The organism is Cohnella sp. LGH (assembly GCF_017671885.1).
GTDB lineage: Bacteria > Bacillota > Bacilli > Paenibacillales > Paenibacillaceae > Cohnella > Cohnella phaseoli.
The window spans coordinates 3693555-3714679 of sequence record NZ_CP072117.1; the positions used below are offsets into that span (position 1 = coordinate 3693555).

26 protein-coding genes are annotated in these 21125 nt (G+C 48.8%); 17 read left to right on the forward strand and 9 right to left on the reverse strand.

Features of this window, described 5'->3' with window-relative positions:
• Positions 1–7: 7 nt before the first annotated feature.
• The 4 genes from J4772_RS15700 to J4772_RS15715 all read right to left on the reverse strand — a co-directional run bounded on the left by J4772_RS15700 (position 8) and on the right by J4772_RS15715 (position 1547).
• Positions 8–286, reverse strand: a complete 279-nt coding sequence (locus tag J4772_RS15700; protein WP_209076025.1) for a zinc ribbon domain-containing protein — start codon at positions 284–286, stop codon at positions 8–10.
• Positions 287–352: 66 nt separating this feature from the next.
• Positions 353–772, reverse strand: coding sequence for a hypothetical protein (locus tag J4772_RS15705; RefSeq protein ID WP_209076027.1), 420 nt, complete (start codon positions 770–772; stop codon positions 353–355).
• Entirely contained in the window at positions 769–1329 is a 561-nt protein-coding gene (locus tag J4772_RS15710; RefSeq protein WP_209076028.1) for a GNAT family N-acetyltransferase, read from the reverse strand. Before J4772_RS15710 ends, J4772_RS15705 begins: the two co-directional genes overlap by 4 nt.
• The gene (locus tag J4772_RS15715) at positions 1326–1547 is read right to left on the reverse strand and encodes a DNA-directed RNA polymerase subunit alpha C-terminal domain-containing protein (protein ID WP_181917508.1); all 222 of its coding nucleotides are present in this window, start codon (positions 1545–1547) and stop codon (positions 1326–1328) included. The genes J4772_RS15710 and J4772_RS15715 overlap by 4 nt, the downstream gene beginning before the upstream one ends.
• 217 nt (positions 1548–1764) lie before the next feature.
• Here J4772_RS15715 and J4772_RS15720 point away from each other — a divergent pair, with 217 nt between their 5' ends.
• A complete protein-coding gene (locus J4772_RS15720; RefSeq protein WP_116059690.1) occupies positions 1765–2190 on the forward strand; it encodes a PH domain-containing protein in 426 nt (141 codons plus the stop codon).
• A 159-nt stretch (positions 2191–2349) separates the two neighbouring features.
• Here J4772_RS15720 and J4772_RS15725 read toward each other — a convergent pair whose 3' ends face one another.
• From J4772_RS15725 to J4772_RS15740, 4 genes are all read right to left on the reverse strand, one after another.
• On the reverse strand, positions 2350–2904 hold the full coding sequence (locus tag J4772_RS15725) for an HAD family hydrolase (protein WP_371822902.1): 555 nt from the start codon (positions 2902–2904) through the stop codon (positions 2350–2352).
• A gap of 21 nt (positions 2905–2925) precedes the next feature.
• Positions 2926–4284 carry an IS4 family transposase gene (locus tag J4772_RS15730; RefSeq protein WP_209071836.1) on the reverse strand — a complete coding sequence of 453 codons (1359 nt, stop codon included), beginning with the start codon at positions 4282–4284 and terminating at the stop codon, positions 2926–2928.
• 600 nt (positions 4285–4884) lie between these two features.
• Entirely contained in the window at positions 4885–6642 is a 1758-nt protein-coding gene (locus tag J4772_RS15735; RefSeq protein ID WP_209076032.1) for an S-layer homology domain-containing protein, read from the reverse strand.
• The gene (locus tag J4772_RS15740; protein WP_209076034.1) at positions 6602–7300 is read right to left on the reverse strand and encodes a leucine-rich repeat domain-containing protein; all 699 of its coding nucleotides are present in this window, start codon (positions 7298–7300) and stop codon (positions 6602–6604) included. The genes J4772_RS15735 and J4772_RS15740 overlap by 41 nt, the downstream gene beginning before the upstream one ends.
• Positions 7301–7444: 144 nt before the next feature.
• On the opposite strand from J4772_RS15740, the gene J4772_RS15745 reads away from it, so the two are divergent.
• From J4772_RS15745 to J4772_RS15820, 16 genes are all read left to right on the forward strand, one after another.
• On the forward strand, positions 7445–8068 hold the full coding sequence (locus J4772_RS15745) for a carbon-nitrogen hydrolase family protein (RefSeq protein ID WP_209076035.1): 624 nt from the start codon (positions 7445–7447) through the stop codon (positions 8066–8068).
• A gap of 78 nt (positions 8069–8146) precedes the next feature.
• Positions 8147–8704 (forward strand): hypothetical protein, encoded by a 558-nt coding sequence (locus tag J4772_RS15750; RefSeq protein ID WP_209076037.1) that lies wholly within the window; start codon positions 8147–8149, stop codon positions 8702–8704.
• Between the two features lie 26 nt (positions 8705–8730).
• Positions 8731–9150, forward strand: coding sequence for a hypothetical protein (locus J4772_RS15755; protein WP_116059627.1), 420 nt, complete (start codon positions 8731–8733; stop codon positions 9148–9150).
• Between the two features lie 92 nt (positions 9151–9242).
• A complete protein-coding gene (locus tag J4772_RS15760) occupies positions 9243–9701 on the forward strand; it encodes a RidA family protein (protein WP_209076039.1) in 459 nt (152 codons plus the stop codon).
• 41 nt (positions 9702–9742) lie between these two features.
• Complete coding sequence (locus tag J4772_RS15765) at positions 9743–10288, forward strand: GNAT family N-acetyltransferase (RefSeq protein WP_209076041.1); 546 nt, start codon at positions 9743–9745, stop codon at positions 10286–10288.
• An 8-nt stretch (positions 10289–10296) separates the two neighbouring features.
• Complete coding sequence (locus J4772_RS15770; protein ID WP_209076043.1) at positions 10297–10728, forward strand: DUF4362 domain-containing protein; 432 nt, start codon at positions 10297–10299, stop codon at positions 10726–10728.
• A gap of 30 nt (positions 10729–10758) precedes the next feature.
• Positions 10759–11241, forward strand: a complete 483-nt coding sequence (locus J4772_RS15775) for a GNAT family N-acetyltransferase (RefSeq protein ID WP_209076044.1) — start codon at positions 10759–10761, stop codon at positions 11239–11241.
• Between the two features lie 203 nt (positions 11242–11444).
• Positions 11445–12320, forward strand: coding sequence for an ABC transporter ATP-binding protein (locus tag J4772_RS15780; protein WP_209076046.1), 876 nt, complete (start codon positions 11445–11447; stop codon positions 12318–12320).
• The gene (locus tag J4772_RS15785) at positions 12313–14202 is read left to right on the forward strand and encodes a hypothetical protein (protein ID WP_209076047.1); all 1890 of its coding nucleotides are present in this window, start codon (positions 12313–12315) and stop codon (positions 14200–14202) included. Before J4772_RS15780 ends, J4772_RS15785 begins: the two co-directional genes overlap by 8 nt.
• Positions 14199–14855 (forward strand): hypothetical protein, encoded by a 657-nt coding sequence (locus J4772_RS15790; protein ID WP_209076049.1) that lies wholly within the window; start codon positions 14199–14201, stop codon positions 14853–14855. Before J4772_RS15785 ends, J4772_RS15790 begins: the two co-directional genes overlap by 4 nt.
• Positions 14856–14887: 32 nt before the next feature.
• Entirely contained in the window at positions 14888–15478 is a 591-nt protein-coding gene (locus J4772_RS15795) for an RNA polymerase sigma factor (protein ID WP_116059635.1), read from the forward strand.
• Positions 15475–16302 (forward strand): hypothetical protein, encoded by an 828-nt coding sequence (locus J4772_RS15800; protein WP_116059636.1) that lies wholly within the window; start codon positions 15475–15477, stop codon positions 16300–16302. Before J4772_RS15795 ends, J4772_RS15800 begins: the two co-directional genes overlap by 4 nt.
• Positions 16292–16939, forward strand: coding sequence for an ATP-binding cassette domain-containing protein (locus tag J4772_RS15805; RefSeq protein WP_209076051.1), 648 nt, complete (start codon positions 16292–16294; stop codon positions 16937–16939). The genes J4772_RS15800 and J4772_RS15805 overlap by 11 nt, the downstream gene beginning before the upstream one ends.
• Positions 16940–16968: 29 nt before the next feature.
• A complete protein-coding gene (locus J4772_RS15810) occupies positions 16969–17550 on the forward strand; it encodes a DJ-1/PfpI family protein (protein WP_209076052.1) in 582 nt (193 codons plus the stop codon).
• A 50-nt stretch (positions 17551–17600) separates the two neighbouring features.
• Entirely contained in the window at positions 17601–19361 is a 1761-nt protein-coding gene (locus tag J4772_RS15815) for a sensor histidine kinase (protein ID WP_209076054.1), read from the forward strand.
• Positions 19336–20445 (forward strand): response regulator, encoded by a 1110-nt coding sequence (locus tag J4772_RS15820; RefSeq protein ID WP_209076056.1) that lies wholly within the window; start codon positions 19336–19338, stop codon positions 20443–20445. Before J4772_RS15815 ends, J4772_RS15820 begins: the two co-directional genes overlap by 26 nt.
• On the opposite strand, the gene J4772_RS15825 is transcribed toward J4772_RS15820, so the two are convergent.
• On the reverse strand, positions 20432–20998 hold the full coding sequence (locus J4772_RS15825; protein WP_209076057.1) for a TlpA family protein disulfide reductase: 567 nt from the start codon (positions 20996–20998) through the stop codon (positions 20432–20434). The two genes, J4772_RS15820 and J4772_RS15825, sit on opposite strands and share 14 nt — an antisense overlap.
• Between the last annotated feature and the right edge of the window lie 127 nt (positions 20999–21125).

A 21125-nucleotide genomic window follows, 5' to 3' on the forward strand; every position in this document is an offset into this window, starting at 1 on the left:
CAGCCCGTCAAGTCAGGCTCAGTCCGCACTCCGGACAAATGGGATGATGCGCTTGAACGGCATGGCCGCAGCCCGGGCAGCGGTCGTAAGCTTCCCTAATGTCCTCGAAGTCCCGTGGAGCCGGCGGAGGAGGTGTCGGACGGCTCGCGGCCTGTTCTCTCAGCAGTTGCTTGATCTCGGATAAATCCTTCGCCATCTCCGACGTGTTCAGCGCGTGCTGAATGACATTGTACAGAATAAAAAAGAATATAAACATGCCGACAAACCAAAACACGACAACAATCATCTGATATCCCCTCCGCGCGAAGATTTGATCTATTGCGCCTCTTGAACCGTTTATAATCGTTCATCCTTACGTCTGCGCATCGTTAGCTTTTCTATATTTGCTTTCGATGCGGGATAAGAGCTGGTCCAGGGCCAAATAGCCGTAGATCAACACTAATCCGCAGAGCGCCAGTTGACTGCTCGCTTTCCCTCCGATCGAAACCAGCACGCCGAGCGCAATCCCAAGCGAAGCCGCGACCAGCAATACGTTGCCGAACGCCTGCAGTGCCGGAGATCGGCCGGATCGAGCCAGCTTATCGATAAGCAGGGAGACCGGAAAAACGATGATAACAATAAAAGCGTACGCAATGAAAAAAACGGCAATAAGCTGCAGCCCTAAATTCTCTCTTATAACGGGGAAAAACACAGCGATATAGACGGCAAACAGTATGGACGCTGTAAAGGCGCCGATCATTTTGCTGGCGAGGCTGCGTTCGGTTCGCTTCATAAATCCAGCGCCTCGTTAATCAAGGTCATGTGAATGTGATCCTCCCATTTCCCGTTGATTTTCAAGTACTTGCGGGCCAGCCCCTCAGGCTGGAAATTAAGCTTCTCGACGAGACGAAGCGAAGCTCCGTTACGCGGCATAATATTCGCCTCAATGCGATGAAGCCGGAGCTCCTCGAAGGCAATCGACACAACCGTTCGAAGCGCCTCTTCCATATAGCCTCGGTTAACCTCTTCGCCATCCAGCTTATAACCCAAATGACAGGACTGAAAAGCGCCCCTAACGATGTTGCTTAAAGCGATCGAGCCGATGATTCGGTTCGGCTCTGCTTGCTTGAACAGCCAAACTTTGAGCAGTTGTTCCAGTGCCATGCTCGACTGATCGAAACGCAGCAGCTCCCGCTGCCTTTCCAACGTATAATAATCCGGCGTTCGCAGCGGCTCCCAAGGAAACAGAAACTGCTCGTTGCGCACCACGTAGTCCAGAACCTGCGGGGCATCTTTCTCGTCGAGCGTTCTTAGCTTCAGCCGGGAGGTGACATATTGTTTGACGATCATTGCTTTCTCCCTTTTTCCGCAAACGTCAATCCGATCTCCTCAAGCGCAGGATGAAGCAAACGAATCGACTTCGGCCCGAAGCCGTGCAGCTTAAGCAGCTCCGCCTTGCTATGTCCGGCCACCTGTTCCAACGTCGTTATTCCGGCACCCTCCAGCGCTCGAAGAGCCGGACGGGACATGCCGGACGGGAACGGATGGCCCTCTCTCGCTTCAGTCATCTTCATACCTCCTGAGTTTGAGCTTTTTTCCACTCTTTGTATTGTACCATAGTTCACCCTGAGACGGCCGCGAGACGCCCCGCCCCTTCGGCGTTCCTCAGCAGAACGGAATAAATATTCTATACTATTTCTCTCGGGAGGGGAATATCTTCTAGTTGTAGAATGGAGGAAATTCGATTGCAAGCTCATGAGACAGACAAAACGGGGAGGAATTTCAATGTCCTTATTCGGCGGCATACTCGGCAACTATTCGGAAGTATCGGTGCAAGAGCTGCAAAATCAATACGGCGCTTATCTCATGCCGGACGAGCACATCCACATGGGATTTAAACTCGTTCGGGACGCATTTATTTTCACCGACGACCGCTTGATCTTGATTGACCACCAAGGCGTGACCGGCCGGAAAACTAGAGTAGCGTCCATTCACTTGAATTCGATCTACGAGGTGTCGATGGAGACGGCCGGGACCGGCTTCGACGACAGCGAGATCGTGATCCACTATATTACTTCGCCGTACCATAGAGCGAATAACGTTCAGACCGCCAGCTACAAGTTCGAATTCGGCAAAAAAATGAGCGTTCAACCGATTTATGTCACGTTGATGACGATTGCTTCTCAGAACAGCAAACGGTTGAATTCATGAAAATGCGACTGTCTCATAAATAAAAGCTTCGCGGGGCATTCAAGCTCGATTCCCCCCGGAAATGTAGAAGCTTCTGTTGTCGATATACAGATTTTGGGCATCCATGTTCGCGTAATTCAGCAGCATTTTCGCTTCCTCCCGCTTTCGGAATTCCATCAATTAAAGCAGCGTCAACAGCTCTTCCAACTGACGAATCGTGTGCAAGGGACGTGCGGAAAGCTCCTCTCTCCACGGCTGATTTACCTTCATCCATATTCCGCCGATGCCGATTTGAGACGCTCCTTCCATATCGTTGACAGGATGATCGCCTACGTAGACGCACTCTTCAGGCTGAAGCCGAAGGCGCTCGAGCGCCAGCTCGAATATTCGCGGATCGGGTTTCTTGATCCCCGCCTCTTCCGATACCAGAATGAGGTCGAAGTCGTCCCTAATGCCGAGCCGATCGATTTTGCCGTATTGGATGGCCGTTTTGCCGTTTGTGATCAGACCGGTTTTGTACCGTTTTTTGAGCTCGAGCACTACTTCTCTTGCCCGATTCATAGGAATAGCGTTCCCGACATACTCTGCACCGTAAAAGCTCATCAGTTCTTCCAGTCGGGGTCTAGCTTGCCAAGGCAGAAGGTCGATCAGTTCCGCAAACAATTCGTTCTTGTCCTTATAGCCGTCCTGATCCCGTTCGATGATCGTCTCGTATATCGACTGCGGGAACTCTATGTGTCGGAAGTAGTTAGAAACTCAACTTTCGCAGCATGAAATTGGCAAACAAGCCTTGATGTAGCTGGGCAGACTGGCAATCCATTGCTGAAGTTGACGCTGAATCAAAACTGAAAGCCTCTTTCCTGCTTTCGTGGCGATTTCGCTGACAAGATCGAGCAATTGTTGTAAGGCGACTGTCCAATCCAGTGTGCCGACTTCGTCGCATAGCACATAAAACAAACCGCCGAACGTACGTGCATCAGTGCTTTGCCGATGCTGCCAGGCTAGTAGAAGGTAGCGTGAGAAGACAATTGTCGTATGGCTGATCAGCAAATCATAAGAGCGGCCTTGAAACTCCTTTTGCAAACGAAGCAGCGACTTGGTGCATTTGAAGAAAACCTCAATGTCCCAGCGAATGGCGTAAATTCGGATGACGTCCTCTACACAGAGCGTCAAATCGGTCGTCAAAACGGCGAGCCAATCATTTTTCTTCGAGCGGTTGCGAACAAACACCACATGCACCGGCGTACCGCAAGCCAGCTCCGTTCGGATCGAGCGGAGAATACTGCGCTTCTGGCTCGCTACAGGTGCGGCTGCTAAGTAAAGCTCTTTAAGCGACAGCTTCTGGCCTTGCACAAGGAATCGTTTATTGTCGTTCTTGACCATGCCGATCACATCGAGTCCGCGGGAGACGACTTCGCGAATGAGCGGCGCGTGCGTGAACCAACTGTCCATCAAGACATAAGAGGCGGTTGCTCCGGCTGCCAAGGCGCGATCCAGCATGGACGCAACGACTTGAGGAGCCGACAGAAGTGCTTCCTTCCGGCGCTTGTAACCATGTGTTCGTTTGTCGATGGATTCGCTCATGCCGGTGATTGCCGACTTGCTAGAGCTTAGCAGCGCAAAGTCCATGGGTAAGAACGTATGACCATCCGACCACCCCATCGTCAGCATGCGGAAACCTTTGTAATACGCACCCGTGGCATGATCTTTGAACCTGGCGAGCAACTCAACGGCTTTACTGCGATTGCGTTCGAACATCGAATCGTCGACGATGAAGACGACATCCCGATCCGCAGACGTCAGCGCATCCACTTTCTTCACGGTAGCCACGCTAAGCGAAGTCAGAAATCGGCGCCATGCAAAGCCGGCATGATTGAGAAAGCGATAAACCGCATCTTTGCCAGGCATGGAATCGTCCTTGCGGCTCTCAAGCAGGCGAAACCAGTTTTTCTGATGGAACAACAAAACGAAAACAAGTTGGAATAGTCGGGCACAGCTAAAGCCAAAGCGTTTACGAAATCCAGCTTGTTGCAGATGCTGCATGACTTTCAGTTCTTGGAACGCTGGTTTTAGTTCGTTAGGCAGTTGATTCAATTCGGATGGTTGGGCTATCATTAGGGTAGACACCTCTTCGGTTGAAGTGATTGCTCGACACTCTCACTTTAGCAAACGAAGCGGTGTTTTTCTATTTACAAGCCCAATACCTGATCACCTTGAAAGACTACAACGACATGCTCTCAAGATGATTTGTGCTCTGCGAAAGTTGAGTTACTTATGTATGGGGATTTGATCTTCAAGCGGATTGGGATTTTGTAAAACAAACCTGCGACATTTTCGAATCCAAAGGCGCCGAAGTTTATTATGTTGAATTGGAAGCCGATATCGATGAAAGATTACGGAGAAATAATACGCCATTTAGAATGGATCAAAAACCAACGAAAAGAAATGTGGAACAGTCGGAAGCGGATTTAATACAGACCACGGAAAGACACAGACTCAATTCTAATCCAGGGGAGATTTTAAGAGGAAATTACTTGAGAATTAATAATACAAATTTAAGTCCGGTTGAAGTCGCAAACCTTATTAAGGATGAGTTTAATTTGTAAGAGGGTTAATGAGTTAGTAGTAACTGCGATTATACGATGGGCCACTTGTAACATTTACTCAGGTGGAAGGCGTTAAGGTATTGCCCCCGCCTTCCACTCCGTTAAAATATTACTTCATCTTACTTATGCGAAGCAGCATTAAAGCTGCTTCCGCGCGGGTGGCTGCCCCATCCGGAGCGAAGCTGGTGTTGCCGCGGCCGTTGACAATGCCTAGTCGACGAAGCGACTCTACGACATTTTTCGCCCAATCCGGGATGTCTGTATCATCATTGAAACCCGTTGTCGAATAAGTATCCGTTGGCAGGTCAATCGTCTTGGCAAGCATGTAGGCCATCTCGACCCGGCTGATTGCCTTATCCGGTTGGAAGCGGCCATCCGGATAACCGGATACTAGGCCGGCTGCTGCCGCTTGCGCGATCGCTTGTTTCGCCCAATGCTCTTTGTTCGCCAGGTCGCTGAACGTAGGAGATGCCGCCGCGTCTTTCTTCGGGAAAAATCCTGTCAGCATTACGGTGAATTCAGCCCGGGTGATGATGCGGTCTGGCTTGAAGCTTCCGTCTGGATACCCTTGAATGATCTTTTTGCAGCTTGCTTCGATGATGGAGGCCTCTCCCCAATGCCTGGCAATATCCGTGAAAGGAGAAGACTTGGAGCATGCCGCCTCTGACGGAAGGTGTTCGGCATTCTCGCTTTCCACATTGCCTCTTTGTAGCATGACATGGTATGTTTGCTTGGTTCCATCTTCCGCAGTAACTACGATTTCTAACTGTTTGATATCGGATTCCAGTAAGATGTCTTGCTTCACTCTGCCTGATCCGAGTGCTTGTCCACCCAGTGATGTCGAGGCTTGTCCATGTTCCGGCAACAGGGTAGCGGTGAGGCTTTGCAATTCGGGACTGATGCGCAACGTATATTGCGTCACATCCTGGGAAAACATCGGAGTGAGCGCCCCGCCCGAGAAGAGAAGTTCCTTTAGCTTAGCATTGCTGGATTTCTCATAAAGAGTTGAGCCCGATGGAGAGCTGCTACTGTTGCTGCTGATGTTGATCTTAATAATGCGCTGCTCCGTGGCGGATACATTCCCCGCTTGATCGATTGCCGTGATTTTCAGTTGGTAGGTGCCATTGGCACCGAGTGAAATGGAATGCGTATTTCCTGGATAGGCCGCCACTGAGCTCCGTGAGTCATGTCCCATCTCAACCACAATTTCACGGATTTCGCCGAACGGATCGGAGGCGGTTGCATTTACGGTGACAGGGGCTGCGCTCCATGTATCGTTCGTATAGGGAGATAGACCAGTCATCATTGTAATGTCCAGCGTCGGCGGCGTCCTGTCGACCCGGAAGCGCTCGGAATGCCAGGAGCCTGCTCGATCTAACAGGGATCCTTGAACATGCAAGAACCAATCTCCTTCAGCGGTCTGTTCGATCTTGTCGCCCAGACCCCATAAACGCCATCCCACTTCCGGGCCGGGCTCCGTGACTGTATTCGACCAGGCATACTTCAGATTAAAGATGTTGTAGGTGGCTCCTGTCACCGTCACTTCAGCGGACTGCGACCAGTCCTGGCTGTTCGGAGAAAACTGAATATCGGGCAACGGAATCGTTGCGGCATCCATAAAAGGATAGTTGTAGGTTGTTGCAAAATGGTGCGCGGGTGAACCGGGCGATCCGATGATCGTAAAGTCGGGCGGATTGGAACCGAACGAATTGGGCTCAATCGTGTTCACGCTTGGAGGAATCACCGCAAACGCAAGCTTATTGCTATAGAACGCATCGCCATAAATCTTATTTACCGTAGACGGAATCACGATGCTGGTCAGCTCGTTATAATCGAACCGAATACCAGATAGTTTCCAAACCTTCATGTAACGTTACCCTGTTGAGCTTATTATCCCGAAATGCAAAACGCTCGATGGTTTTTACGGTTGACGGAATCTCGACTTCGGTCAGTTTATTATGCTGAAATATACCGTATCCGACTTCGGGAAGACCTTCATTCAACTTCAGCTTTGTCAGCCCGATTTCATTCAAGGCGTTCATCTCCATAAACTGCACGGTAGATGGTATTTCAATTTCTGATATGACACTCCCCTGAAATACGGCCGCACCGAGGGTCTGCAAGCCCTCATGCAAGGTCACTTTGGTCAGAGCATTATTCCTGAATGCAAAATGTCCGATGGAGGTTACGCTGGCGGGAATCTCGATTTCGGTTAGAGAGTTGGAATCAAATGCAAATTCTTCGATCGTTTCTAGGCGCTCAGGAAAAGTCACTTTCGTTAAATCCTTTGCCCGTAAAGCACGTTTGCCGATCGACGTTACGGGGAGCCCGCGCGATGTTTCCGGAATCACAATCTCCGTATCCTCTCCGCCATAATCTATAACCTCGGCATGATCCGCATAATGACTGAAATAAAAATCCGAAAGCGCCGTATCCGCTCTGGTCGTGTTCTCTAAAACGAACCACATAGAACCTGCTACACCTAAAGTTAGCGACAGTCTCTTCCAGTCGAATCCTCGCAACATGGCTCTAATCCTCCCAGCTTCCTCAGAATTTCGTTATAAGTGTATCAAAAGGCAGTGAAAGAATTATGAAAGCCTTAAGAAGTGGTAACTAGTTTGGTAAAATGAAAGATAGGGGCGTCAGTCAGCCCAGATCGGAGAGATAATATGAAGCTTCTAATTGCGCAACCTCGATTAGAGAAGGAGCTACGACAGCTGGAGCTTGAAATGATGAATCATCCAGAAGCAGATGTTATCATTTTTCCGGAAGGGTACATCAACCACAATATAGATTGCGCATGCGAGTTGGCTAGAAAATATTCAAAGATCATTATATCGGGGTACAAGAAACCAAAAGATAGGGCGGTCGTGATAGATCGTGATGGGAAGCTGCTGCTCGATCGCGCCAAGTACGAGGATACTAAACTCGTTGGGGTTGAAGGGAACGTTATTGGTGTAATGTTGTGCGATGAACTGGTCCTCCAAGGGATGAGCAATCTACAACCAACGAACATCCTATTCATTGTTCATCCTATTGGAGTGGGAATGTTTAGCGAAGAACAGTTCGCTGAATGGGTAGGGGAAGCCAGGAAGTATGCCATACAATATAAAACGGTCATCATTGGGACCAGCCATGCAGACGGATCGTTCAGAGACAGCGAAGTTTCTATCCCCATCGCCTATTGCATGGATGAAGAGGGCACGGACATCTTTATTTCCAAGAACGATACTAAGACAAGAATCGTAACTCTTGAAACAAGGCCGGGCTGCTCCGTGATTAATCTGGCTTAGGAACAGCGACAGGGAATAGTTCACCTATCATTCTTGCGGATGCGTTGGAGAATTGTACGCGAAAGGACTGACAAGCGATTGAAATATAAAAAGAGATATAAAATCTGTGTGACAATAGCTTTGGTTATTTGCGTATTATTTGTCTCTACGCGATATATAAAACCATACTATACCTATAAAGTTGAAGATGATGAAAATGCCATTGCCCAATCCATAAGCCAAATGGTGAAGTTGCCTGTTCAGATCAGGCTAATGGAAGATGCAGACGACAAGAAAATCGTTCTTTTTACAATTGAGTCACAATTTGGCGAAGCGGAGCTTACAAAGGGCCCTAACCATAAATACAAACTTGATTTCACGGGGCATGGAACAAATGAGATCCGACCTAGAATTATGGAAACGGGTAAGGGACAGTATGTTAGAATTCTGGGCCGGAATACGGAAGGGATTTCTAAGATACTTACGTTGATTGATGGCGAAAAATATGAATTGCCGGTGCAGGAGGGAGACTTCTTTATTGCCATTTCTCCGTTAACCGGGAGTACGGAAAGTAAATTCCCCTCAGGATCAGTATTGTACGACAGCCAAGGCAATGAAATCAGAAGAATAGGGATATCTGAAGATTATATTTTATGAACAAATTACTCTGGGAGGCAAACTCAATGTCCAAAAGTATGAGATTAATGCTGGCGTTTCTATTAATTACAGTTTTCTTAGGGCAATCCGTATCTGCTGCAACTGCGAAGACGACCAAAATAAAGGTAACCCTTGTCAGTGTTGAATTAGTGGAAAATAACCATGTCGGTAATGAATGGTATACCGCAGGCTATGTTAACGGTAAAGAAATTAAAGAAGGCTCGACAGTCACTTTAAACTTAAAATCATCGGAGAGTGTAAAATTAAAAGCATACGCAGAAGAGCAGGATAAGATTCCCGATGTAGGAACAGCCAATTTGTCCATTAAAGCATCCTCGATTTCTAAAACTATGAATAAATCGCTTACAGTAAAGGTCAAAGAAAATCGCGGCAGATATTCGGGCAACACGGCAGAATGGAAGTTTACATTTAAGATTCAAAAGTAAGACTGGGCTTGTAATAGATCGAATTATTCATTGACCTTTCAAGTTAATAGGAGTACAATCTTCCCAATATTTATGATATTGGGGGTTTTTGTATGTCGGGAAATTCGATTGAAGAACGATTGCAAGCACTAAACGTTCTGCTTCCTTCTGCAAGTCAGCCGGCTGCAAAGTATGCAAATTACGTGATCGTCAATGATATGATTTATGTTTCAGGTAAAGGTCCTTCCGGAAACCCCACAGGAAAATTAGGACTAGATTTCTCGACTGAAGAAGGCTACGCTTTCGCAAGATCGACCGCGGTTGAAGTGCTTGCCGTATTGAAATCTGCTTTAGGATCTTTAGACAAAGTGAAAAGAGCTGTGAAGGTACAGGGATTCGTGAATGCAAGCGCCGACTTTGAAGAGCATCATAAAGTGCTGAATGGATTTTCTGACTTGTTGGTCGAAGTGTTTGAGGATAAAGGGAGCCACGCTCGTTCTGTTTTCGGGGCGGTCTCCGTAAGAGATAACTTGCCAATCATTGTGGATTCCATTTTTCAAATAGAGGTATAAAAGCGAAATAAATGATATCATGCAGGAGGCTAACGTGCTCTATGATACTTGTTAATAAAGATGAAATTCGGTTGCGGACACTGGAGTCGGAAGATTCCTATTTATTAGTGAAGTGGCTTTCGAATCCAGTAGTGTTGGAGTTTTACGAAGGCCGCGATCGACCGCATGATCTGGAGCTTGTAAACAAGCATTTTTATGAAGATAGAGAAAACATAACGCAATGTATAATCGAATATAAGGCCCAAGCAATCGGGTATTTGCAATTTTATGAGATAGATGATGAAGAACTCGAGGTGTACGAACTTAAAGAGTTTACCGGAGTCGTTTATGGAATGGATCAATTCATTGGCGAACCGGACTATTGGAATCGCGGGATCGGGACGAGAATCATTCAAGAGACTGTAAATTACTTGGCGGAACACAGAAAGGCAAGCAAAATCGTTATGGACCCGCAAACATGGAATACCAGGGCATTAAGAGTGTATGAAAAGCTAGGATTTACGAAGAAGAAGTTATTAGAGAAACAGGAGTGGCATGAGGGCGAATATAGAGACTGCTGGCTTATTGAATACGAAGTCAAATCTTGAGGTACATCATGAAAAACTTCACATTTATAATTATTCTATTCCTAGTTATTGTAGTATCGGCATGTGGCTCCGAACCGTACAGCTTTGATACGGCGATGGAAAACGGCGACGTTGTAGACTTACATGGCAACGTGAAGAACGCGGAACGACTCGAGGCATTTTATCAGAACTCATTAACGAAAACGGAAGATAAAATTAGAATTACCAGGTTTACGATAGAAGGAGATCCGATATTTTACGACCTAGTATTTAACGGAGCGGAAGTACAATTTAAGTATGACAATTCTAAAGATAAACATGGAACAACCAACATAAGAACCGCGAGCTGTAAAACCCTAACTCTTAATACGGTTGAAAATGGAAAGGAATATGAGCTTCAAGGATGTTACGGGAAAAATAAGGAGCTGGGAGACGGCTTTAAATTTGAAGTCAGGAACTAGTAGGTGTTTTATGAAGGAGGGGGCGACCCATTGAATATTTCTTTACTCAAATCGGATCTGAGTCAGGCATCGCTCATCTACGAAATGCAAATTAAAGCATTTACGCCTCTGTTTAATAAATACCAAGATCACACAACCAGCCCTGCTAATGAATCTATAGAACGAATAATAGATCGATTAAATGAATCATCTACGGATTACTATATTATAAAAGATTTCGAGGTCCACGTAGGTGCGATTAGGATTGTAAGGAAAGAGAATAAAGTGTATCGCGTCAGTCCGGTATTTATTGTACCCGAGCACCAGGGAAAAGGGATTGCTCAAAAGGTATTCGCTATTATCGAAGATAAATATAAGGATGCATTAATTTGGGAGCTGGACACCATATTGCAAGAGCAGGGCAATTGTTACCTCTATGAGAAGCTAGGCTATCGAAAGACGGGGCAAACCAAACAAATTAACGATAAAATGACAATTGTGTTTTATGAGAAACGTATGACGCCTAGCAAATGAACGCGACATAATTACTTTCAATCAAATAAATAAAGCCGTTCCAGACAGTATAGGGACGGCTTTGTTCTAGTTCCATACACTTCGGAGGAAATTTTGCTCGTGGAACCGAGATACGGCGCATAAGTCTTTTTTTATTTTTCGACCAAACTTTTTGCGGACATGGCCGTCATACTCCGTAAATCAAGCTTTTAGGCGGTGAAGACATGAACATTCAGATTCAAGCTTTAAGCAAAACTTACAATGGAAACAAACAAGCGTTACGCGAAATCGATCTATCAATCGGCTCGGGAATGTTCGGGTTGCTCGGTCCGAATGGGGCGGGCAAAAGCACGCTAATGCAAATTCTGGCGACTCTTATTCCGCCGACCGGCGGCAAAGTACAAGTCGGTCCTTACGTGTTAGGCAAGGATGATCACTGTATTCGGCAGTGCCTGGGCTATTTGCCTCAAGCGTCAAGGTTTTACGATAAATTAACCGGGGAAGAATTTCTTCATTATGTCGCGGCCATTAAAGGAATGAAATCGGCGAAGGAACGTCGCGCAGCAGTAGCTACCCTTTTGGAAAAGGTGAACCTTCAGCATCACGCCAAGCGCAAGCTTAAAACATACTCCGGCGGCATGAAGCAGCGGATTGGCATTGCTCAGGCGCTAATCGGCGATCCCCGTGTATTAATTGTAGACGAGCCGACGGCCGGACTTGATCCGGAGGAGCGGATCCGGTTTCGCGAGCTGCTGGAGGAGTTGGGACAGGAACGAATTATTGTGTTATCGACTCATATCGTAGCGGATATTGAAGCGAGCTGCCGTTCGTTGGCCATTTTGGATCAAGGAAGTATGAGGTATCACGGAACGATGGCCGATCTTCTGGCTAAGGTGCAAGGTCGTGTGTGGACAACGTATGTTCATGAACGAGATCTGCACAGGCTGACAGGGGAGTCCGTTATTCGTCGGCGGAAAACAATTGAAGGCTACGAGCTGAGGATGATCTCCAGCACTTGTCCATTGCCGGATGCGGTTCCCGCATCTCCCAGCCTGGAGGATGCTTATTTGCATTTAACGAGAGGTGAATCCGATGAGTGAATGGCGAGCGCATTTTGCAACGGAATGGAAGCTTCTCCTGCGTGGGGCTCACTTTCGGATTCTGATGCTGGTCGGTGTTGTTCATGCTTGGCTTGTTCATAGGGCAAACGAATGGACGGAGCATGCCGGCTACTATCTTCATCAATTTGAATTTATGTACTTGGGCGCGATTACGATATTGGCCATTTTGTCAGGGGTATACGGAGCAAGAAGCCGCCAAGCTGCCGGGGAAGCGCAATTGATCGGGAGCCTCCCCTATCGTTCGATACGGCGATGGTCGGCGCAACTGACCGTTTTTTTGCTTCCCTTTTTCATTTTCACATGTGTTCCGGTTTTCATTTACCTTTGGTTGCGAGAGACGATGTACCCGGGGGCAAGCTTGTATCCGGCCTGGTTTTTATTGTCCACGTTTATTCCGATGCTGTATGCGATGATTCTGGGCTGGCTATTGGGCGGGTTGTTTAAGAGCAAAATAGGCTATGCGGCAGGGTTTTTGCTGTTTTTTCTTCATATTTATGGCGGACTCTTATTGCTCACGCCCCGTCTTCCGATGCCCACCCGACTTCTTCCCAACTTTTTATTATTCGACTTCAAGTCGATGGGATATTTTGACGACCAGTTTGGATTTTCGCGCGAAATGTCTTTTTGGACGCATCGCGGGTTTTATCTCTTTTTGGCTTTTGCTTTATTTATTTTGTTTATTTACATCAAAGCCAAAGCCAGAAGAGAGCCGGGAGTCCGAATGCAGGCGACAGGTCTTATTCTTGCCGCCTGCTTGGCAGCCGGATTGCTTGCGGGTCATGTATCGCAGAAAACCGTTCAGATGAATCAAGTGGCGATTAGGGAAATCTCGAATCTGGAGTCCGTCAAGCCAGCCAGACTATCCGGATTGAGCTATGACCTGGATATGAGGCCATACAAAGACGGCGGGCTCGCTGTAAAAGCAACAATTCAGTTCACGAATGAAGAAGCGGCGACACTCCCTCTTGCTTTTACGCTGAATGAAAGATTCGAGATGACCGAAGCGCGTCTCAATTCGGAGTCGGTTCGCTTCAGCAGGGACGGGAATCAGATTCAGATCGAGACGGGAGACATACGTCCGGTCACCTTGGTTTTGCACTATCGAGGAAAAATAGCCGACCATAAAGTGACGGAGGAGGGGACGATGACAGCCGTTCATATGGCCGATCGCTGGAACGTGAACCTCCCTATGGAATTAGCCTGGCTCCCGCAGCCTCTGTTCACAGAAGGCGCTGCGCCAAGCCGAGTCACCGTTCGTTATCCCGATACGATCCGGCTGTACAGCAACTACCGCACACTCGAAAAAACGACAAATGCCGGCGTACAGACGATTCAATTCGAAGCGTCCAATGAAGCCGAGTCCGGTTTCAATTTATGGGGCGGATCGTTAAAAGAAGTCGCGGCGGAAACCGGCGGAATGACAACGAAAGCCATCGTTAACGAATTGTTCAATGACGACTACGTTTCGCGATGGGTCGCATTATTTCATGAAGGAAAACGGCTGATGCTTCAATTGAATCCGGAAGTCCAAGTTCGTGAAGCCGATACGCTGATCGCTATGGACAGAATTCGTTTCAATCAACGGGAAATAGCTAAAACAGGCAGCGGGATTATACAAGTGCCGTCCTACTTCTTCCAAGGGCTGTACGACGATGAAGAGGTGGTTGAGCAAATAGCCGAGTTTTGGTTTGATTCCTCGGGAGCGAAGGGGGAACGGGCCGATCCGGGCAAACGGAAGCAGTTCATAAGAGAACTTTCCGCTTATCTGATTAAGCTGGATAATAAGAAGCTGCTAGCGGCGAATGCTGGCGATAGGCACGTTCAAGAGCTGCGGGATAACGATTTAGGGGAGGCGTCATGAACAGGCTGTGGCTAAGCTTGAAGCTCGTTTGGTCGTCTTTCGTGTGGGCCGCTTTGGGGGTGACGGTACTGCAGGTCGCGGCAGTCGCCGTGCTTCAGCCGTGGCACTTCGTTGAGAAAATCGAGTTGATTCATATTCAAGTCCTATATGAATATACATTGCCGTTTATCGCCAGTTTGATCATGTGCCAGCTTTTTGTGGCGGAGCTGGATAAGGAAACGAGCGGTTGGTTTATGTCGCTTCCGTTTCGAAGTCCGCTTTTCTTCGGTACAAGGTGGTTGTTGGGCACAGCAACGATATTTATACTTTATTTAATGGGAATTGCCGCCATTCACCTGTTAGTTCTTCCCATTCCGCTGCGGACTTTTTCCTATCATGTGCTTCCGCCTGCGTTATGGCTAGGTCACCTTGCGCTGCTTGGCAGCTTGATTGGAAGAACCTATATCGCGGGAATTTCGGTTTCCTTATTTTATTGGGTGATGGAATCCTTAACGAACGGGGCGATTACGGACAGGCTTTACTTGTTTTCGGGAAGCCTGCAGGAGGGGGCGGAGCTGGTCTGGAATCGCAATGCCTTGCTGCTCGGCAGCCTCCTTGCTTTTATACTCTGTATATTCGTATTTGGACGACGCACATTTTTTGTTAATAGATAGTTAAGGATGATTCTACCGGAAGGGAGAAGCGAATGACCGACGAACAATTAATGCGGCAATTCGCCGACGGAAACGCCTCTGCTTTGGAAACTCTCACCTATCGTTATCATGCGGCTATTCATAAATATATTCATCGCATGATGCAATCGCGAGTGCTGGCTGAGGATTTAACGCAGGAATGCTTCGTGCGTGTCATGCTTTCTGCGCGGGAGGGGCGCTATCCGCAATCCTTTCGGCCATGGCTGTACAAAATAGCGACGAATCTGTGCCGAGACCATTGGCGCCGATCGCACGTCTGGGCGAAAGCGGTCCCGGATCTGGAACGGAATGCCGCCGCCGCTTCGGATAACGTGTCGCAAATTTACGAGAAACAGGAAGAACGGGCGCTTGTTGTGCAGGCGCTGAATCAGCTGTCTGCCATCCGCAAGGAAGTCATTATTCTTCGTTTCTACCAGGAGCTGCGGCTGGATGAAATTTCCGATGTTCTGGATATTCCATTGAGCACCGTCAAGAGCAGATTATATGAAGCAATCCGTGTGTTAAACGGACTTTTAAGCGCTGGAGGAATTAAGGGAGAGACGGAAAGACGGGCTGCAGCTCGTAAAGGAGGGAGGGAAATATGATGGGCGAAAATGGAAATCGGCAAAGTAATAAGCAGGATTTGGCTGAGGAAGAGGCGAAATTAAAGGAGTATTTGGGTCGGTATACCGTGGAGGAACCTTCGCTCAAGGATACGGCTCAATTCGCCGCCATGCTGACTCGTCAATGGGAAGAGTCGCAAGCCGCTCCGCCGCATCGGAAGGAACGGGCGGTTCAACTGCTTATTCCGCTTATTCGGTCGCATCTACGATTGTTTAATTGGAAATATGTGCTGCTGTCCTTGGCGCTATCCGCTTTGGCCTTTGTGGCCGAGTTCATCATTGCGGATGAAGTGGCCATACGGCCTTTCCTATTTACCGCTCCGCTGCTTGCCGCATTAACGGTTTGTTTGGGCTTTCGCTCCTACGGAACGCCGATGTTCGAGTTGGAGCTTTCTATGCCCGCGAATCCATTATTATTGATCTTTAGCAGATTAACGTTGATCGTCGCCTATTACCTCGTTTTGGGCAGCGTTCTTACCGTGCTTCTGCCTGATTTGCAGCATCGCATGGGGGCGCATATGATCAGTTGGTTGATCCCATTGGGGATTTTCAGCTTGGTCGCCGCCTTGCTGCTCTTTTATTTCGGTGTGTTTGCGGGGCTGTACGGATCGGTCGTTTGTTGGATCGTCCAGCTTTTGCTTAACAAGCATTTAGGAATTTTATTTTGGTTTAGCGAAGTAACGAGCCCTCAGCGGCAGCAAAGCCAAATGGTCGGCTTAGTTTTCATTCTGCTGCTTTCCCTGTTGTTGATCCATCGGGTCCGGAGGATGAGCGGCCGAAGAGGATGGCTGCGTTATGAGAATTAGAATTCGATCGGCGACGGTATTCGGCGACTCGGGACAGGCGCTCGGCCCGCTCAGCTTGGAGCTGTACCCGGGCTTGATCGGCTTGATCGGTCCTAACGGATCGGGCAAAAGCAGATTGATTAAATTGCTTGCGCATGTCGTTCCTCTTAACTCGGGCAGTATTGGATATGAGCTTGACGGAGTTTCTCTGTCGCCCATCCAGGCAAGAAAGGAAAGCGGGTATGTGCCGCAGGAGATTGCCATTTACGAGCGATTTACAGTGCGGGAATACTTGGCTTACATTGCCGGAATAAAGTTTCTTGGGAGCGAGGAGGCCGATAACACGGTGGCGGAGCTGGGCGGTTTTATGGAAATTGCCCCGTTGCTGGACAGAAAAATGGGAGAGCTATCCGTAGGCCAGCAGCGTCTTGCGATGATCGCGCAAAGTATGATTGGCTCGCCGAAGTTTTTGTTTCTCGACGAGCCGTTCAACAATCTCGACGTTCGACAACGCGACCGCTTGCTGGAGCTTCTCTCCGTCGTATCGCGCCAAGCGATCGTGCTTGTATCGAATCATATTGTGGAAGAGATGAGCGGGTACAACCAGACGATTGCCATGCGAGACGGCATGATTGCCGAGATTTCTCCCTATGTCTGAAAAGGGCAAACGAAACGGAGGGCATTGCGATGAAGATCGGGTTTGTCGTGTTTAACGGGATTACTTTTCTGGATTTGATCGGTTTTTACGATGTGATCTACCGTTTGAATTTGTTCGAACAGACAAAAGGGACGACATGGGACTTCTGCGGACTATCCGAGGAAATTACCGATGAATTGGGATTAACGATAAAAGTGAACAAGATCAGACCGGAACTCTCGGCCTATGATCTTATTTTTGTTCCCGGCGGAATGGGGACGAGGAAGCTGAGGTTTAAAGAAAATTTCATCGGATGGCTTCGTCAAGCCGCCGATGTGCGCTATATCGTATCTGTCTGTACCGGATCGTTGTTAATCGGAGCAGCGGGATTTCTGACGGGGAAAAAAGCAACGACGCATCCCAGTGCATATGAGCTGCTGGAACCCTATTGTCAAGAAGTAATGAATGCTAGAATTGTGAAAGACGGCAATTTGATTACGGCCGGAGGCGTTTCGACATCAATCGACCTGGCTTTGTATCTTGTCGAGCTTTTTGTGAATAAAGAGGCCGTCGAGACGGTCAAGAAACAAATTGACTATCCGTACGAAATACAAGGAATTGTTGAAGTGTAGCTTCCTTACGAGAATAGACGAAATCGCATGCAGAAAGGGTACATAGCCGGATGAACGCAGCATTATTCTACACAGGCATGGTCGTGGCCGCTATTCTGATGGGAGTTTCGTTGATATACGCTGTCATTTATCGGCGCGAGCGTGCAGTTCGTTATTTCGTTTGGCTAATGGCCTGCCGATTGATTTATGCAGGTGGAGTCATTATGGAGCTGCAGGCGGACGCTCTGCCGGGCAAAGAATGGTTTCGCAGCATTCAGCAGATTGCGCTCGTACTCAGCGTGCCATTATTTATTCTGTTTGTGTTGGACTTGTACAACAGGGATAAGTGGCGTAGGTTTTCCTCTCATCTGATCATTTTCGGTCCGTTTGTCGGATGGGCGATCGTCGTCGCGACCGATTTTCGAACAGGGCTTATCTATGCCAGCAAGCAGCTCGTTAACGGACATTTGGAGACGGTCAGAACACCGCTTGCGCTGAGCGTTAATCTGCTTTGTTTTACGATTATCGCGACAGGTCTCGTATTCGTCGTTCGATATATTCGCAGCGCTCGGCCCGAGGTGCGCAAAGCAGGCATGTGGGTGCTCGTCTTATGCTGTATTCCCGTTCTGTTTGAGCTGGCCAAGCTCACCGTTCCCGACTTGCAGGTTTGGCTGCTGCCGATTTCGGTATATACCGGCTTCCTCGGCATGATTATGCTGTGGTTGGTCGTTCGCAATCGACTCTTCTCGATCGTTCCTATGGCGAGGCAGCAGATCATCGACACTCAGCGGGAAGGCTTTCTGATTGCCGATCACAACGGGCGCATCGTCGATCATAACGGTTACGTTCAGCCCTTGCTTCTCGATTCGGAGGACGGCTCGCTTATCGGACTGTACATCAACGATGTGCTGAGCGGTTGGCCGGAGTGGAAGGAAGCTTGCTTACAGATGCGGACGGAGAGAATGGAGATTCGCGGCGGCGGCCGTCTTCCCGATCGCGTCTTTATTCTGGACGTATACCCGCTGCTCTCTCAGAGAGGACGCAAGCACGGCACAGTCAGCGTCCTCTTCGACATTACGGAGAAGCAGCGGCATCTTGAACAGATCGCCTCGCTTAATCAGCTTAAGGATCAGCTGTTCACCGTCGTCTCGCACGACATTCGCGATCCGCTGGCTCTTCAGGTCAGCTTGATCGAGCTGTTGGAGGAATCCCGCCACTCGCTGCAGTCGGACCAACGGGAACTGGTGGATACATTAAGCGAGCAAATTCGCAATACGTATACGATGGCCGAAAATTTGCTGGAATGGTTCCGCGTGCAGAAGGAAGGTTTCTCTCTTCGCGCCGACGGATTCGACCTGTCGCAGATCGTGCGCGAAGCTTGTCGATCCTTGACGCTGCGCAGCGAAGTCAAGCAGGTTCGTCTAGTTAACGAAGTACCCGACCATTTCCGAATTCATGCGGACAGGGAAGCGATTCTGCTGATCGTGCGCAATCTGCTCTCGAATGCGATCAAGTTTTCGCGCAGAGGCGGTACAGTGCTCATCCGCGCACAGGAGGAAAAGCGCGAATGGCTGCTGGCCGTGCGCGACGACGGGATCGGGATGGACGATACGCAGCTGCGCCTTCTGTTCGACGATGCCAGCTTGGATACTCTTCCGGGCACCGAAGGAGAGAAGGGAGCCGGTCTGGGGCTGATGGTCAGCCGCCGGTTTCTACAACTGAGCGGCGGGCGTCTGCGCGTCGAAAGCGCGCCCGGGAAGGGCAGCACGTTTTATATCCATCTGCCGAAGGAGGGGGGTCGAAGCAATGAAGGTGCTGATCCTGGACGATGAACGAGCGATGCACACGATTATGAAGCAGATGCTGGCTCGAGTAGAGGGGATTGAACGAGTCGAATGCTTTTTGGAGCCGGCAGAAGCAGTGGAGTATGCACGCAAGGAGGCCGTCGATGTCGCCTTTATCGATATTAAGATCGGGAGAGAGAACGGCTTGCAGGCAGCCGCGCAGCTGCGCGCGCTTGCGGGCGGACTGGACATCGTCTTTGTCACCTCCCATAAGGAATATGCGTTGGAATCGTTTGAGACTTATCCGCTCGACTACATCGTCAAACCGATCTCGCGCAGCCGCCTGGAGCAGACTATTGCCCGGGCATTCGAGCGAAGAGCGCAAAACGCTGCAGACAAGCAAGCAGAACCGCGCTTACAGGTTCGCGCTTTGGGCGGGTTGGAGATATCCGGGGTGCAAGGCGGACGCGTGCGTTGGATTTCGCGCAAGAGCGCCGAGCTGTTCGCTTATCTGCTTCTCTGTCGGGGACAATTTGTCGCTAAAGGTCGAATTATCGAAGATATTTTCTTGGAAATGCCGATCAAGAATGCCGAAATTTATATGAATACGGCGGTTTATCAGCTTCGCAAGGCGCTCACGCCGCTGGGGATGAAGGCGATTGTGCAATCCGCCAATGAGCAGTACCGTCTGGAAATGAGAGAGGTAGCCGTAGATTTTGTGCATTTTGAGGAGCAGGTCAATCAATGGAACAGGGGAGCGGATTCCAGGGCCGAGCTGGACGAAGGCATTGCTTTGGAGCAGCAATATACAGGGGCTCTGTTTGAGGATAACGCCTACCAATGGTGCGCCGCGGAGCAGTACAGGCTGGAACAGCTGTATATGAGCTTCGCCAAGCGTCTCGCCCGCGAGTTGGCCGAGCATCGAAGATACGAGCAGGCTGTTATCGTGCTCAGGCGGATTTTGGCGCTGGCCGAGCTGGACGAGGAAGCGAACTTACTGCTGCTGCACGCCTATCGGGAGCAGAAGGATCGACTTGCGCTCCAAGCCCATCTCCGCCATTACGCCGACCTGTATGAGCAGCAGCTTGGCCTGCCCCTGCCGGTCGAAGCCACTTCTTTTATGATCCTTTAATATTTTTGAACGCCTCTTCGATCAGCTCGATATCGGCGGAGCCCACGATCGCATCGGCTACTTCCCCGCGTTCGTTAAAGAAATAGAGCGAAGGAAAACCGACGCCTCCGAACTTGTTGTAGATATCGCCGGCTTCGTCCAAAAGAACGGGATATTCAATATGATGCCGCTGCACATAATCTCGCACATCCTCCAGGTTGTCGCGAGCGGCAACATTGATGCCGTACACATTAATCTTGTCCTTGTACTTCTTTTCCAATTGGACAATTTTCGGCGCATCCTCATTGCAGTACGGACACCAAGAAGTAAAGAACAGCAGCACGGTCGGCTTTTCGGCAAAATGAACGTCAACCGCAGCGGTCGCCTCCGACAAACTGTTTAAAGTGAAATCGTTGGAGGTTTGTCGCATCTTGTCGACCGAAGCGTCGGATAAAGATGTCTCATTCGTGGCCGTATGTCTCGGCTTTTCCTCGCGATTTGCCAATAGATAGACAATGAGGATGGCAGAAACAACCAGAAGAAGGCTCGTAACCGCAACCTTTAATTTATTCATCGTATCCCCCTAACTTTCCAATTCGTTACAGCGATGATATTCTATTTTCAATAAAAAATAAAGAAAATATACGCTATTGAAGTTGGGCATTTGGTTCAGCTTGCATAGCTCATAAGGGGACGGAGAT

Excerpts from the sequence above, each read along its gene's own strand:
- J4772_RS15815 (WP_209076054.1), top strand. The coding sequence starts at position 17,601 with ATGAACGCAGCATTATTCTACACAGGCATGGTCGTGGCCGCTATTCTG.
- J4772_RS15770 (WP_209076043.1), top strand. The coding sequence starts at position 10,297 with ATGAAAAACTTCACATTTATAATTATTCTATTCCTAGTTATTGTAGTA.
- J4772_RS15720 (WP_116059690.1), top strand. The coding sequence starts at position 1,765 with ATGTCCTTATTCGGCGGCATACTCGGCAACTATTCGGAAGTATCGGTG.
- J4772_RS15805 (WP_209076051.1), top strand. The coding sequence starts at position 16,292 with ATGAGAATTAGAATTCGATCGGCGACGGTATTCGGCGACTCGGGACAG.
- J4772_RS15740 (WP_209076034.1), bottom strand. The coding sequence starts at position 7,300 with ATGTTGCGAGGATTCGACTGGAAGAGACTGTCGCTAACTTTAGGTGTA.
- J4772_RS15735 (WP_209076032.1), bottom strand. The coding sequence starts at position 6,642 with ATGAAGGTTTGGAAACTATCTGGTATTCGGTTCGATTATAACGAGCTG.
- J4772_RS15755 (WP_116059627.1), top strand. The coding sequence starts at position 8,731 with ATGTCCAAAAGTATGAGATTAATGCTGGCGTTTCTATTAATTACAGTT.
- J4772_RS15730 (WP_209071836.1), bottom strand. The coding sequence starts at position 4,284 with ATGATAGCCCAACCATCCGAATTGAATCAACTGCCTAACGAACTAAAA.
- J4772_RS15705 (WP_209076027.1), bottom strand. The coding sequence starts at position 772 with ATGAAGCGAACCGAACGCAGCCTCGCCAGCAAAATGATCGGCGCCTTT.
- J4772_RS15700 (WP_209076025.1), bottom strand. The coding sequence starts at position 286 with ATGATTGTTGTCGTGTTTTGGTTTGTCGGCATGTTTATATTCTTTTTT.
- J4772_RS15765 (WP_209076041.1), top strand. The coding sequence starts at position 9,743 with ATGATACTTGTTAATAAAGATGAAATTCGGTTGCGGACACTGGAGTCG.
- J4772_RS15790 (WP_209076049.1), top strand. The coding sequence starts at position 14,199 with ATGAACAGGCTGTGGCTAAGCTTGAAGCTCGTTTGGTCGTCTTTCGTG.
- J4772_RS15745 (WP_209076035.1), top strand. The coding sequence starts at position 7,445 with ATGAAGCTTCTAATTGCGCAACCTCGATTAGAGAAGGAGCTACGACAG.
- J4772_RS15820 (WP_209076056.1), top strand. The coding sequence starts at position 19,336 with ATGAAGGTGCTGATCCTGGACGATGAACGAGCGATGCACACGATTATG.
- J4772_RS15785 (WP_209076047.1), top strand. The coding sequence starts at position 12,313 with ATGAGTGAATGGCGAGCGCATTTTGCAACGGAATGGAAGCTTCTCCTG.
- J4772_RS15710 (WP_209076028.1), bottom strand. The coding sequence starts at position 1,329 with ATGATCGTCAAACAATATGTCACCTCCCGGCTGAAGCTAAGAACGCTC.
- J4772_RS15760 (WP_209076039.1), top strand. The coding sequence starts at position 9,243 with ATGTCGGGAAATTCGATTGAAGAACGATTGCAAGCACTAAACGTTCTG.
- J4772_RS15825 (WP_209076057.1), bottom strand. The coding sequence starts at position 20,998 with ATGAATAAATTAAAGGTTGCGGTTACGAGCCTTCTTCTGGTTGTTTCT.
- J4772_RS15780 (WP_209076046.1), top strand. The coding sequence starts at position 11,445 with ATGAACATTCAGATTCAAGCTTTAAGCAAAACTTACAATGGAAACAAA.
- J4772_RS15715 (WP_181917508.1), bottom strand. The coding sequence starts at position 1,547 with ATGACTGAAGCGAGAGAGGGCCATCCGTTCCCGTCCGGCATGTCCCGT.
- J4772_RS15810 (WP_209076052.1), top strand. The coding sequence starts at position 16,969 with ATGAAGATCGGGTTTGTCGTGTTTAACGGGATTACTTTTCTGGATTTG.
- J4772_RS15800 (WP_116059636.1), top strand. The coding sequence starts at position 15,475 with ATGATGGGCGAAAATGGAAATCGGCAAAGTAATAAGCAGGATTTGGCT.
- J4772_RS15795 (WP_116059635.1), top strand. The coding sequence starts at position 14,888 with ATGACCGACGAACAATTAATGCGGCAATTCGCCGACGGAAACGCCTCT.